Raw genomic sequence first — 13,278 nt, forward strand, 5'->3', positions numbered from 1 at the left:
GATCGCATCACGGCCTGGCGGCTGCGTGGTCCAGCGCGAAGTTCAGCGTCACCACGTTCACCCGCGGCTGGCCGAACAGACCCCATTGGCGTCCCTCGGTGTGGGCCTGCAGCAGCGCCTGCACACGTTCCACCGGCAGGCCCCGGGCACGCGCCACGCGGGCCACCTGCAGCTGCGCCGCCGCCGGCGTCAGCTGCGGATCGAGCCCGCCGCCGGATTGGGTGACGAGGTCTGCCGGCACCTGGTCCGGTGCGACGCCTTCGCGCGCTGCGACCGCAGCCGTGCTTGCGGCGACGCGCTCGGTCAACGCAGGGTTGCTGCGTGCCAGGTTGGAGCCGGCCGCCGCCATCGGGTCATAGTTGGCGGCCGATGGCCGCGCCTGGAAGTAGCCATCGCCAGTGAACGGCTGCGCCAGCCACGCCGACGCACGCACCTGGCCGCTGCCATCGCGCAGCAGGCTGCCTTCGGCCTGCATCGGGTACGCCAGGCCGGCAAAACCGGTGGCGATGCCGGCGTAGACCGCACCGGCCAGCAGCAGGGTCGCCACACCCAGGCCGATCGCCGGGCGCCAGCTGGCGTCGTCCTGCAGGCGGGCCATGCGGGATGCGGCCTTGGCTTCGCGCGGAAGGGAAGAAGAAGTGGAAGCAGAGCGGTTCATGAGCCGGATACCAGGACAAGAAGGAGGTCGATCGCCTTGATCGCCGCGAACGGCAGCAGCACGCCACCCAGGCCGTACACCAGCATGTTCCGGCGCAGGAGCGCGGTGGCCGTGGCCGGGCGGAAGCGCACGCCGCGCAGAGCCAGCGGAATCAGAGCGGGAATCACCAGGGCGTTGAAGATCAGCGCGGCCAGCACCGCGTTGCGCGGACTGGACAGCTGCATCACGTTCAGCGCTGCCATCGCGGGTACCGCCGCGGCGAACAGCGCCGGCAGGATCGCGAAGTACTTGGAGACATCGTTGGCCAGCGAGAAGGTGGTCAGCGCGCCGCGGGTGATCAGCTGCTGCTTGCCTACTTCCACCACCGCCAGCAGCTTGGCCGGATCCGAATCCAGGTCGACCATGTTGCCGGCTTCCTTGGCGGCCTGCGTGCCGGAGTTCATGGCCAGCCCGATGTCGGCCTGGGCCAGCGCCGGCGCATCGTTGGTGCCATCGCCGACCATCGCCACCAGACGGCCCCCGGCCTGTTCCTGGCGGATGCGTGCCAGCTTGTCCTCGGGCCGGGCTTCGGCGATGTAGTCGTCGACGCCGGCTTCGGCAGCGATGGCGGCCGCGGTCAGCGGGTTGTCACCGGTGATCATTACCGTCCGGATGCCCATCGCCCGCAGCTGTGCGAACTTCTCGCGCATGCCGTGCTTGACCACGTCCGACAGTTCGATCACGCCCAGCACATGGCGACCTTCCGCCACCACCAGCGGCGTGGCGCCGTTGCGGGCGACCTGTTCGACGCGCCCGCCCAGCTCGGCCGGCACCACGCCTCCCTGCGCGTGCACATGGTTGCGGATCGCATCCAGCGCACCCTTGCGGATCTGCCGGCCATGGGCAAGGTCAACGCCGGACATGCGGGTCTGCGCACTGAAGGCCAGGTAGACGGCCTGCTCCGGCTCGGCGGTGGTGCACCCCTGCTCGCGTGCCAGGCGCACGATCGACTTGCCTTCCGGGGTCGGGTCGGCCAGCGAGGACAACAGGGCGGCGTCGCGCAGCTGGCTGGCGTCGATTCCCGCCAACGCATGGAAGTGGCTGGCCTGGCGGTCGCCGTAGGTGATGGTGCCGGTCTTGTCCAGCAGCAGCACATCGACGTCGCCGGCCACTTCCACCGCCTTGCCCGACTTGGCCAGCACGTTGGCCGCCAGGGCGCGGTTCATGCCGGCGATGCCGATGGCCGGCAGCAGTCCGCCGATGGTGGTCGGGATCAGGCAGACCAGCAGTGCGATCAGCAGCAGTGGATCGACCTGGACGCCGACATGGGCGCCGATGGCCGGCAATGTCGCCACCACCACCAGGAAGGTCAGCGTCATCGCCGCCAGCAGCAGGGTCAGGGCAACCTCGTTCGGTGTCTTCTGCCGGTTGGCGCCTTCCACCAGCGCGATCATCCGGTCCAGGAAGCTGTGGCCCGGCTCGGCGGTCACACGCACGACGATCTGGTCGGACAGCACCTTGGTACCGCCGATCACGCCGGAGCGATCGGTACCCGCTTCGCGCAGCACCGGTGCCGATTCGCCGGTTACCGCCGCTTCGTTGATGGTGGCCAGGCCCTGCACGATCTCGCCATCGGCTGGCACCAGCTCGCCGGCACTGACGATGACGTGGTCGCCCGGGCGCAGTTCGGCGGCCGGCACCTGCGTTTCTGCGGCCCCTGGCTGCGGGGCGGCCAGTCGGCGCGCCACCAGGTCCTGGCGGGCACGGCGCAACGATGCGGCCTGGCCCCGGCCGCGTGCTTCGGCGACGGCCTCGGCGAAGTTGCCGAACAATACGGTGACCAGCAGGATCGCGGTCACCGCCAGGCCGAAGCCCAGTGGAGCGTTGCCGGTCAGGGTGATGATCGCGGCGACGATCGTGCCGGCCATCACCACCGCCATCACCGGGCTGCGCACCAGATGCATCGGTGAAAGCTTGCGTACGGCGTCGACCAGTGCGCGGCGCAGGCCGGCCGCATCGAGCAGGGCAGGGCGTGACGCAAGCGGGTTACGGGTTGAGGTTGTGTGGCTACTCATGGGGGTGTCCTCAATGCAGTCCCAGGCTCAGGTGGTCGGCGATCGGGCCAAGCACCAGCGCCGGCATGAACTGCAGCACGGTCAGGATGACGATCACCGACACCAGGGTCAGGGCGAACGTCGGGGTTTCGATCTGCAGGCTGCCCGCTGATTCCGGTGCCTGCCGCTTGGCGGCGAGCTGGGCAGCAACCACCAGCGGAATCACCAGCAGCGGAAAGCGACCCAGCAGCAGCACCAGCGAACAGCTCAGGTTCCACCACGGCGTGGCATCACCCAGTCCCTCGAAGCCCGAACCGTTGTTGGCGTAGGCCGATACGTATTCGTAGAACACCTGGCTGATGCCGTGGAAGCCGGGATTGGAGGTGCCGGCCAGGCCGGGCACGGCCAGAGTGACCGCGGTGAACACCAGCAGGGTGATGGGCTGCAGCAGCACCAGCAGGGCCAGCAGGCGCACCTGCGGGGTCTCCAGCTTGCGACCGAACAGTTCCGGCGTCCGGCCCGTCATCAACCCCGCCAGGAACACGCCCAGCAACAGGTAGACGATGAACTGCTGCAGGCCGCAGCCGATGCCACCCCAGATCGCACTGACCAGCATGTTGACCAGGGCAATGCCACCGCTCAGCGGGGCCAGCGAATCGTGCATGCCGTTCACCGAGCCATTGGACACCTGCGTCGTCACCGCCGCCCACAACGCGGTGCCGTCGGCGCCGAAACGTACTTCCTTGCCCTCCATCAGCAGGGGCGTGGCCGCACTGGCACTGTGGCCTTCGCTCCACACCATGGCGCCGGTGGACAGCAGCGACATTCCCAGCATGCAGACGAACACCAGCGCGCCGAAGCGACGTCGCCCGGTGAATGCCCCGATCATGAAGATCACCGCCATCGGTACCAGCAGGATGCCGATCACTTCGAGAAGGTTCGAAACCGGCGTCGGATTCTCCAGCGGGAAGCTGCTGTTCGGGCCATACCAGCCGCCGCCGTTGGCGCCCAGCTGCTTGGCGGCGACCATCGCCGCGACCGGACCCAGCGGCAGCTTCTGCGTCGTCATGCCGGCGGAGGCATCGATCGGCGTAGCCTGCGGCCCCGCCGCCAGCGTCGACGGCACGCCCTGGCTGGTCAGCAGCAGTGTCCACAGCAGGCACAGCGGCAACAGGACGCGCACGCACAGGCGCACCACGTCGGTGTAGTAGTTGCCCACTGCGACCTGGCGGTCATCGCCGGCGCTGCCTGTGGCCGACTGCGGCGCCGGCGCGAACAGCGCGCGCAGTGTGGCCACCGCCAGCGCCAGGCCCATCATCGGGGTCACCACCTGCAGACCAGTGATCCCGGTCATCTGCGAGAGGTAGGACAGCTGCGCCTGGCCCGAATAGTGCTGCTGGTTGGTGTTGGTCAGGAACGAGATCATCGTGTGCAGCGCGGTGTCCCAGCGCATGTTCGGGATCTGGTCCGGATTCAGCGGCAACCACGCCTGGGTCATGAACACCGCCAAGGTCAGCACCGCCACCACCCCATTGCTGAGCAGGAATGCCAGCACGTAGCCACGCCAGGACATCGAGCGTGCGGGATCGACGCCGAAGACCTTGTACAGCGGCGTTTCGATCCAACGGAACAGCACGTCGACCTTCATCGGCGTGCCCCGCATCACGCGCGCCAGGTACAGTCCCAGCGGCCATGCCAGCGCGACGCTGGCAGCAAGAATGACAAGAATTTCAATCATGGCCGGCTCCGCTCAGAACGACTCGGGCCGCAGCACGACATACAGAAGATAGGCGGCGGCGATCAGCACCAGCACGCCACACACCAACGACAGCCAGGGGGACATGGGAATTGCGTCCTGGTGGAACCCCTCCACCTCAGGCCGTCATGGTCGGCCTGCGCCCCGTAAACGCACTACCCGGCGGACCGGGCCGGCGCGTAAAGACTGCATAAATTCCGCGCGTCAGGCCGTAACCTGGCCACGGGTAGCGCCGGGCCATGCCCGGCGGCAGGAGCGTTTTCAGCCAGCCGGGGCAGCCGGCGCCAGGCCCTTCAGCTCGCGATAGCGCTGCAGGGTGCTTTCGATCTCCGCCTTCAACGCCTGCTGCTGCTGCAGGAAGCCGGACTGCAGGCGCTGCTGCGACTGCAGCTGTACGTGCCGCTGGCGGATCGCTTCGGCCTGCGGGTCGCCCACCTTGGCGCCCGCCAGCTCGCGGTCGCCGGCCGCCGACAGCAGCGCGACCAGCGATTCACGCAGGCTGGCCACGTTGTACTGGGCGGTCTTGAGGTTGTTGTCGAGCACTTCCTGGCGCTCGGCGAACACCCGCCGCAGGTCGTCTTCGCTGCCGTAGGTGGTCAGCATCGCCTGCTCGGTGCGCTGGCGGGTCTGCTCGGCCATCCGGTCCAGCTGCTGCTGTGCCGCCGCGGTACTGGCGGCGGCACGTTCTTCGTCGGTCAGCGCGCGCTGCACCTGCGCATTGCGCAGCCCACTGCGGGCATTGAACTCGTCGCGCGCGTGGTTGACCGCATCGGCAGGAAGCGCATCGGTGCAGATCCGCTCCTGGCCCTCGTTCCAGCAGTACAGCTTCTTCTCGACCTTGTCGCCGCCCCGCGACTGCCCCGCCACGATGAACGGCAGGGCCAGCAGCAGGCCGGCGAAGAGAACAGCAGGAATTCGGGACATGCGACCTTCCCCCTGGCGGTCAGCGTGTGGAGCGGACGCCGTACTGGGCCCGATAGGCTTCCAGCGGCTGCCGGTAGCCGACAAGTTCCGGGTTTCCCGAGGCGAAATCAAGCAGGTCGCCCAGCGAAGCCACTGCGATCACCGGGATGCCGGCTTCCTCGGCCACTGCCTGCGCCGCGGAGCGGCGATCGGCTTCCGAAGCGATCTCCTGGCGATCCAGAGCGACCACAATGCCGGCCGGAGTGCCGCCTGCCGCGCGGATGATGGCCAGCGCTTCGCGGATCGCAGTACCCGCAGTGATCACGTCATCGACGATCAGCACGCGCTTGCCATTCATGTCGGCGCCGATCAGCTGGCCGCCTTCGCCATGGTCCTTGGCTTCCTTGCGGTTGAACGACAGCGGCAGGTCGCGGCCACGCTGGGCCAGCTCGCAGGCCATTGCCGTGGCCAGCGGAATGCCCTTGTAGGCCGGGCCGAACACCACGTCGTACTTGACCCCGCTGGCGTCGATGGCATCGGCATAACAGGCGCCGAGCTGGGACAGCAGCGAGCCGGAGTCGAAGCGACCGGCGTTGAAGAAATAGGGGCTCAGCCGGCCGGACTTGAGGGTGAACTGGCCGAAGCGCAGGGCGTCGGCGGTCAGGGCCAGCTGCAGGAAACGGTGACGGTGGTCGCTCATCAAAACTCGATTCATCTTCATTTGGAGCACAAATCCTAATGCAGCCGGGCCTTCCGCGCTCGTCGGCGCTCTTCCGGGGGGCCGTCCGGCCGCGTCCGCCGGACTGCGCAGCCCAGCAGCCAACCGGTATGCTTGCCCGGTTTCCCGCCGTAGGTCCCCTGCATGCGCATCATCAGTTTCAACGCCAATGGCATCCGTTCCGCCGCGACCAAAGGCTTCCTCGACTGGTTCCGCGCCCAGGACGCCGACGTCCTGTGCCTCCAGGAGACCAAGGCCCAGGAAGACCAGCTGACCGACCCGATGTTCCGGCCCGACGGACACCATTGCTTCTACCGCGATGCCATCACCAAGAAGGGCTACAGCGGCGTGGCGATCTACAGCAGGCGGGAACCGGACCAGGTCATCACCTCGCTGGGCTGGGCGCCGTTCGACGATGAGGGGCGCTATATCGAGGCGCGCTTCGGCAACCTCAGCGTGGTGTCCTTCTACATTCCGTCCGGCAGCTCCGGCGACCTGCGCCAGGGATTCAAGTTCGAAGTGATGGAGTGGCTGCGGCCGATCCTGGAGGAGTGGGCGCGCAGCGGTCGCGACTACGTGCTGTGTGGCGACTGGAACATCGTGCGGTCGGCGCTGGACATCAGGAACTGGAAGTCCAACCAGAAGAATTCCGGCTGTCTGCCCGAAGAGCGCGACTGGCTCAACGCGCTGTGCGCCGATCATGGCCAGGCCACCGACGTGGCGGCCGGTCGTGGCTGGGCCGATGCGTATCGCCTGCTCAATCCCACCGGGGAGGACTACACCTGGTGGAGCAACCGCGGGGCGGCCCGCGCCAACAACGTGGGATGGCGCATCGACTACCAGTTCATCACGCCGGGCCTGCGCGACAAACTGCGTGGCTGCTCGATCTACCGCGAAGAGCGCTTCTCCGACCACGCCCCGTTCACCGTGGACTACGACCTGTGAGCGAGGCGGCCAGGCCGGTCAGCTACAAAGGCTGGGCAGGAATCAAGCGCGCCTTCGGTACACCGTCGGCGCTGACCATGGCCATGCTGGGTTTCGGCAGTGGCCTGCCGTTCCTGCTGATCGCGTCGCAGACCTTGTCCACGCGCCTGCGCGATGTGGGGCTGGACCTGGGCAGCATCGGCCTGATCAGCCTGGCCAGTTTCTTCTACCTGCTCAAGTTCCTGTGGGCACCGCTGCTGGATCGGTATGCCTTCCCGTTGCTGGGCCGGCTCGGCCGTCGTCGCTCCTGGCTGCTGATATCGCAGGTCATGGTGCTGGTCGGACTGATCGCGCTGGCCTTCGTGCGCCCCGAACAGGGCGTCTGGCCCCTGGTGATGTGGGTGCTGGTGGCGTCCTTTGCCGGCGCCACCCAGGATTCGGCCGTGGATGCCTACCGTATCGAGATCGCGCCGCAGACCGCTCAGGCCGCGCTGGCGGCCACCTACACGTTGGGTTACCGGATCGGCCTGATCCTGGCCGGTGCCGGCGCGCTGTATCTGGCCCAGTTTGAAGGCTGGGTCATCGCGTATCTGGCGATGGCCGCCCTGATGCTGCTGCCGATCATCACCACGCTGCTGTGCGCCGAACCGGAGCGTCCCGCCACCGCCGTGCAGCGCCGCATCGATGTCGCCGAAGCCTTCGTCCAGCCGATCACAAGTTTCTTCAGCCGCAACGGCGTGGCATTGGCGCTGGTGCTGCTGGCCTTTGTCGGCCTGTTCAAGTTCCCTGACCAGGTGATCGGGGTGATGGCGGGGCCGTTCTACCTCGATTCCGGCTTCGACAAGGCCGACATCGCCACGGTCTCCAAACTGTTCGGGGTGTGGATGGGCATCGGCGGTGCCTTCCTGGGAGGCATCGCGGTGGCCGCGTTTGGCTTCCGGCGCATGCTGCTGGTGGCGGCACTGGGCGTGGCGCTGTCCAATCTGGCCTTCCTGCTGATGGCGCACAACCCGGGCAAGCTGTGGGCGTTCTATGCCGCCCTCAGTGCCGACAACCTGTTCCAGGGCTTTGCAGGCACCGTGCTGGTCGCCTTCATGTCGTCGTTGACGGACCGCAACTTCACCGCTACCCAGTATGCGCTGCTGGTCTCGCTGGCCAACCTGCCCGGCAAGTTCGTCGGCGGTGTGTCGGGCTACATCGTCGAGGCCACCTCCTACAGCACGTTCTTCATCCTCAGCTCGGTCACCGTGGTGCCGACCCTGCTGCTGCTGGTCTGGCTGTGGCCGCGCATCGTCGACCGCGGGCCACCGCCGGCCGCCTGATTGCCTGCCCGCCCGGTCTGCGGGATCATCGCCCCCGACGCGCCGAGGGGGCGGTGCCCTGCGAACGGGGAAGTGAGCATGGCTGATGTTGTGCTGCGGGACCTGGACCCGCTGCTGCTGGAACGCATCCGGCGGGTCGCGGTTGCCCGTGGCTGGAGCCACGAACAGACCTGTGCGGCGTTGCTGGAACAAGGGTTGTTCAGCAGCGAGCTGGAGGTCCGCTCCGGTTTTGGCGATACCGAGGTCGATGCGCTCGCTGCGGCCATCATCGCGCTGCAGGCGCTGCCGGCCGGGCAGGGCTTCGATTGATCTGATACCTCACCGCCGGGCATGGCCCGGCGCTACCAGTTGGTCGCCGAAGGGCGCGCGCCGGGCCATGCCCGGCGGAGGATGCCGAAGGGGGTAGCGCCGAGCGCCGGGCCATGCCCGGCGGCGGGTGCCGCTTCAGGCCAGATGGATCGCGCCGAGAATCCGCGGTCCCTTTGCACCGGTGACACTCGGCAGGTTCCCCGCCAGCCCGTCCATCGTCCGCTGCGCCAGCCAGGCGAAGCCCATGGCTTCCACGTACTCTGGGTCCAACCCATGCACGGCGCTGGATTCCACCTGCAGCGCCGGCAGCCGTTCGGCCAGCCGTTTCATCAACTGCCGGTTGTGCACGCCGCCGCCACAGACCAGCAGGCGGCGTGTCTGCGGCTGCTGCGCCAGCAGCGCATCGGCCACGGTCGCCACGGTCAGCTCAAGCAGGGTCGCCTGCACATCGGCAGCGGCGTACTGGCCTTCACCCATGTGCGCCTCCGCCCACGCCAGATGGAACTGTTCGCGACCGGTACTCTTCGGCGGGGGCAGGTCGAACCAGGGGTCCGCACGCCAGCCCGCCAGCAGGGGGCCATCCACCACACCGCTGGCGGCATAGGCGCCTTCGGCATCGAAGGTGCGCCCGGTGTGGCGCTGGCACCAGGCATCCATCAGCGCATTGGCTGGACCGGTGTCGAAGCCGCGTACGGCACCCTCCCGCGGGATCAGGGTCAGATTGGCGATGCCGCCCAGGTTGAGCACGGCCCGGTCCTCGTCGGCCGTGCCCAGCATGCCAAGGTGGAAGGCCGGCATCAGCGGTGCGCCATGACCGCCGGCAGCCACGTCGCGGCGGCGGAAATCGCACACCGTGGTGATCCCGGTCAGCTCGGCGATGCGGTTGCCGTCGCCCAGCTGCACGGTGAAGGCCGGATCGGCCAGCGGCCGGTGGCGCACGGTCTGCCCATGCGAGCCGATCGCCCGCACCCGGGTGCGGTCCACGCCGGATTCGTCCAGCAACTGGTTGGCGGCGTCGGCGAAGGCGATCGCGATCCGCGCATCGAGTTCGCCAAGCTCCTCCAGCGACGCCAGCGGCCCCCCTTCGCCCAGCGCCACCAGCCGCGCGCGCAGCAGCGGCTCCCAGCGCGCGGTCAGGCCATGCACGAAGCGGCAGCCGCCCTCGTCGGGAAACTGCACCAGTGCGGCATCGATACCGTCGGCGCTGGTGCCTGACATCAGGCCCAGGTACAGGGGAGTGTTGGCGTCGACAGGTGTGCTCATGGCGCGCAAAAAAAAAGGACGCGGCAAGCTTGGGCTGCCGCGTCCTTGTTCGTCAACGCAGGTCTCAGCCGCGCTTGCGCCCGCGGGTCTGCGTGTCCTTGGCGCTGGCCACCTCCGTGGCCGCCTCGTCCCGACCGGTCGGCGCCGGGCTGGCGTCGGCGTAGATCAGCTTCTCCATGCCCTGGATGCGCGCCATCGCCGGCGCGGTCTGGGCGCGGAAGGCGGCCAGCTCGGCGCCCTTGAGCGGCTCCGGCGGCGGCATGGTCACCGTCAGCGGGTTGCGGTGCACGCCGTTGACGCGGAATTCGTAGTGCAGGTGCGGGCCGGTGGCCAGGCCGGTCGAGCCGACATAGCCGATCACCGTGCCCTGCGCCACGCGCTGGCCGGTGCGGATGTTCGCAAAGCGCGACATGTGCCCGTACAGGGTGGTGTGGCCACGACCGTGGTCGAGGATCACCACATTGCCGTAGCCGCGCTGCACGCCGGCGAACTGCACGCGCGCATCGCCGGCCGCCATGATCGGCGTGCCGGTGCGGGCGGCGTAGTCCACGCCCTTGTGCATGCGCATCTTGCCCAGCACCGGGTGCTTGCGCGCGCCGAAGGTCGAGCTCAGGCGCGCGAACGGGATCGGCATGCGGATGAAGCTCTTCTTCAGCGAGCGCCCATTGATGTCGTAGTACTCGGACTTGCCGTTGCGTTCGAAGCGGAAGCCCGAATAGGTCTTGCCGCCGGTGGTGAAGGTCGCTGCCAGGATCTTGCTGGTATCGACCTTTTCGCCCTCGCGCCAGGTCTCATCCATCACCACGCTGAAGCGGTCGCCCGGCTGCAGGTCCTTGGAGAAATCGATGTCGTACTTGAAGATGTCGTCGGTCATGGTGGCGATCGCCGACGGTGACAGCCCGGCCCGGCGCGCTGCGGCATACAGCGAACTGGTGATCTCACCACTGGTGACCACCGTGCGCGTGGAGGTCTCGCGCTTGGTCACGGTTTCCTTGATGTTGTCGCCGGCCAGGCTCAGCTCGACCCGGTTCTCGCCGTCGCGGTCGAAGCGGATGCTGCGCAGGTCGCCGGACAGCGGCATGTCGAAGGCGATCTCGGCGCCCGGACGCAGCTTCGTCAGCGATTCGCGGGCACCGGGGTGGTCCAGGACGCGATGCAGGGTAGTCGCCGGAATGCCGGCCTGGTCGAACAGCTCGCTGAGGGTCTGGCCACGCTGTACGCGCAGGACCTGCCAGCTGTCACCGGGCACCTGCTGCTGGCGGGCCAGCGACAGCGGCGGCAAGGGCAGGGCCAGGCTGGTGTGGCTGTCGGCGTAGGGGGCGTCGATGGTGTGCGAGAAACCGGGGACGATCGTGGCGACCAGCGCACCGATGGTCGCGAACAGGCTGGCATGCATCCAGTGACGCCGGGTCCAGCGCTCATTGAAGGCGGCGGGAAGATGTTGCCTGAGCTTCCGATGCAGGGCGTTGTCGTGCAGGACGTGAAGGCGTTCCTGGAAGCGCTGCTTGCGTGCGCGCCCTTGTTCGGAGTTGTGCATCGGCGATTTTTCCTGGCTGGCCCGGGAGCGCGGGCCTGAACGCCGGTTACCATAGACACCTGAGAAAAGCGCGTCAAACCCTTGTGCCCATTGGCTTTTGTGAAGCCAATCGGGTTAACTTGGCTTTAACACCCCCACACAAGAATCGGCGTTGCCGGGAGTAGTCACGTGTCCTCGATTGAAGAAGCCCTTTCCCTGATCGGCCGCGGTGCCGACGAGATCCTCAAGCTCGAGGATCTGCGTGCGCGCCTGCAGGAAGGCCGTCCGCTGCGGATCAAGGCTGGCTTCGACCCCACCGCGCCGGACCTGCATCTGGGTCATACGGTGCTGCTGAACAAGATGCGCCAGTTCCAGGACCTCGGTCATCAGGTCATCTTCCTGATCGGCGACTTCACCGGCATGATCGGCGACCCTTCGGGCAAGAGCCTGACCCGCAAGCCGCTCAGCCGCGAGGATGTGCTGGCCAATGCCCGCACCTACGAGGAACAGGTGTTCAAGGTGCTGGACCGCAGCCGTACCGAAGTCCGCTTCAATTCGGAGTGGTTCGGCAGCATGGGGGCGGCCGACATGATCCGCCTGGCCGGCCAGCACACCGTGGCACGCATGCTCGAGCGCGACGATTTCGCCAAGCGCTACGCCGCACAGCAGTCCATCGCCATCCACGAGTTCCTGTACCCGCTGGTGCAGGGCTACGACTCGGTCGCCCTGCAGGCGGACGTCGAACTGGGCGGTACCGACCAGAAGTTCAACCTGCTGATGGGTCGTGGCCTGCAGGAGCACCACGGGCAGAAGCCGCAGGTGGTGCTGACCATGCCGCTGCTGGAAGGCCTGGATGGCGTCAACAAGATGTCCAAGTCGCTGGGCAACTACATCGGCATCAGCGAGCCGGCCATCGACATCGTCACCAAGACCATGAAGGTGGACGATGCCCTGATGTGGCGCTGGATCGAACTGCTGTCCTTCGATATCAGCCAGGCCGAGGCCGCGCAGCTGCGGGAGCAGGTGGCCAGCGGCGGTCTCAACCCGCGCGTGGTGAAGCTGCGCCTGGCGCGGGAGCTGGCAACCCGCTTCCACGACGCAGCCGCCGCCGAACAGGCCATTGCCGGCTGGGAAGCGGCGGTGACCGGACAGGGCGACATCACCCAGTTGCCGCTGCAGGACGTGGCGATTCCGGCCGAAGGTCTGCGCATCGCGGCGCTGCTGACCGCTGCCGGGCTGACCCCGAGCAACTCAGAAGCCAACCGCAAGCTCAAGGAGCGCGCCGTCAAGGTGGATGGCGAGGTCGTGGAAGATGGTCAGCAGGTGCTGCAGCCGGGCTTCGAAGGCCTGCTGCAGGTCGGCAAGCGCACATTCGCCCGTGTGCGCCTGATCGCGGCCTGAGAACTGTCGGACAAGCGCCGGGCACGCGCCCGGCCGCTCGTGGCGCCGTTCATCGGGCGCCTGTCGGATGAACGGTGCCAACATCCGATGAAAAAAGTCGCCACACCCCCTTCACAAATGGGGCGAACAGGGACATACTTTCCCTCCCCCGTCGCAGGGGCCGCCAACAAGGGGCTTGAGCGACACAAGGGCGCCCACCACCCCGAACGAGATGATCGAACGAAGGTGTTGACGGACTGAAAAAGTCTGGCATAATGGGCGGCTCGCTACGAAGGAAACTTCGCAGCACACGGGAACGGCGCTGAGGCCACTTCCCCGGATCTTTGAAAGTATGCGCAGGTATCTTGTGAAGGCGCCTGCAGGAAGGATGACTGTCCATCTTGCAGACGTTTGATCAAGCAACTATTAATTGTTTTAAAGCAAGCGATACGTTGCCAGAATCATTCATCTGCAGCTTTAAATTTTTGCCTTCGGG

The 13,278-nt window shown here is 67.3% G+C and carries 12 protein-coding genes; 4 read left to right on the top strand and 8 right to left on the bottom strand.

The window, feature by feature from the left end:
• Positions 1-7 precede the first annotated feature (7 nt).
• From kdpC to pyrE, 6 genes are all read right to left on the bottom strand, one after another.
• Positions 8-658 (bottom strand): potassium-transporting ATPase subunit KdpC, encoded by a 651-nt coding sequence (gene kdpC / locus ACZK08_RS01545; protein ID WP_065182000.1) that lies wholly within the window; start codon positions 656-658, stop codon positions 8-10.
• Positions 655-2,712, bottom strand: coding sequence for a potassium-transporting ATPase subunit KdpB (gene kdpB, locus ACZK08_RS01550; RefSeq protein ID WP_065181999.1), 2,058 nt, complete (start codon positions 2,710-2,712; stop codon positions 655-657). The genes kdpC and kdpB overlap by 4 nt, the downstream gene beginning before the upstream one ends.
• A gap of 10 nt (positions 2,713-2,722) precedes the next feature.
• Complete coding sequence (gene kdpA, locus ACZK08_RS01555; RefSeq protein WP_065181998.1) at positions 2,723-4,429, bottom strand: potassium-transporting ATPase subunit KdpA; 1,707 nt, start codon at positions 4,427-4,429, stop codon at positions 2,723-2,725.
• Positions 4,430-4,441: 12 nt separating this feature from the next.
• Positions 4,442-4,534 carry a potassium-transporting ATPase subunit F gene (locus ACZK08_RS01560; RefSeq protein ID WP_053516498.1) on the bottom strand — a complete coding sequence of 31 codons (93 nt, stop codon included), beginning with the start codon at positions 4,532-4,534 and terminating at the stop codon, positions 4,442-4,444.
• A 174-nt stretch (positions 4,535-4,708) separates the two neighbouring features.
• Entirely contained in the window at positions 4,709-5,371 is a 663-nt protein-coding gene (locus tag ACZK08_RS01565) for a hypothetical protein (RefSeq protein WP_065181997.1), read from the bottom strand.
• Positions 5,372-5,390: 19 nt separating this feature from the next.
• On the bottom strand, positions 5,391-6,050 hold the full coding sequence (pyrE, locus tag ACZK08_RS01570; protein ID WP_065174233.1) for an orotate phosphoribosyltransferase: 660 nt from the start codon (positions 6,048-6,050) through the stop codon (positions 5,391-5,393).
• Positions 6,051-6,212: 162 nt separating this feature from the next.
• Between pyrE and ACZK08_RS01575 the strand changes: the two genes are divergently transcribed.
• The 3 genes from ACZK08_RS01575 to ACZK08_RS01585 all read left to right on the top strand — a co-directional run bounded on the left by ACZK08_RS01575 (position 6,213) and on the right by ACZK08_RS01585 (position 8,623).
• A complete protein-coding gene (locus ACZK08_RS01575) occupies positions 6,213-7,013 on the top strand; it encodes an exodeoxyribonuclease III (RefSeq protein WP_053516492.1) in 801 nt (266 codons plus the stop codon).
• Positions 7,010-8,314, top strand: a complete 1,305-nt coding sequence (locus ACZK08_RS01580) for an AmpG family muropeptide MFS transporter (protein ID WP_065181996.1) — start codon at positions 7,010-7,012, stop codon at positions 8,312-8,314. The genes ACZK08_RS01575 and ACZK08_RS01580 overlap by 4 nt, the downstream gene beginning before the upstream one ends.
• A 78-nt stretch (positions 8,315-8,392) precedes the next feature.
• On the top strand, positions 8,393-8,623 hold the full coding sequence (locus ACZK08_RS01585; protein WP_053516488.1) for a hypothetical protein: 231 nt from the start codon (positions 8,393-8,395) through the stop codon (positions 8,621-8,623).
• A gap of 135 nt (positions 8,624-8,758) precedes the next feature.
• Here the strand turns inward: ACZK08_RS01585 and ACZK08_RS01590 are convergent, their stop codons facing one another.
• Together ACZK08_RS01590 and ACZK08_RS01595 are read right to left on the bottom strand one after the other, a co-directional pair.
• A complete protein-coding gene (locus ACZK08_RS01590; protein ID WP_065181995.1) occupies positions 8,759-9,886 on the bottom strand; it encodes an anhydro-N-acetylmuramic acid kinase in 1,128 nt (375 codons plus the stop codon).
• 64 nt (positions 9,887-9,950) lie between these two features.
• Positions 9,951-11,423 (bottom strand): M23 family metallopeptidase, encoded by a 1,473-nt coding sequence (locus tag ACZK08_RS01595; RefSeq protein WP_053516486.1) that lies wholly within the window; start codon positions 11,421-11,423, stop codon positions 9,951-9,953.
• Between the two features lie 168 nt (positions 11,424-11,591).
• On the opposite strand from ACZK08_RS01595, the gene tyrS reads away from it, so the two are divergent.
• On the top strand, positions 11,592-12,803 hold the full coding sequence (gene tyrS, locus ACZK08_RS01600; protein WP_053516484.1) for a tyrosine--tRNA ligase: 1,212 nt from the start codon (positions 11,592-11,594) through the stop codon (positions 12,801-12,803).
• Positions 12,804-13,278 lie beyond the last annotated feature (475 nt).

It is taken from the genome of Stenotrophomonas sp. 112478_Sma, assembly GCF_056479905.1.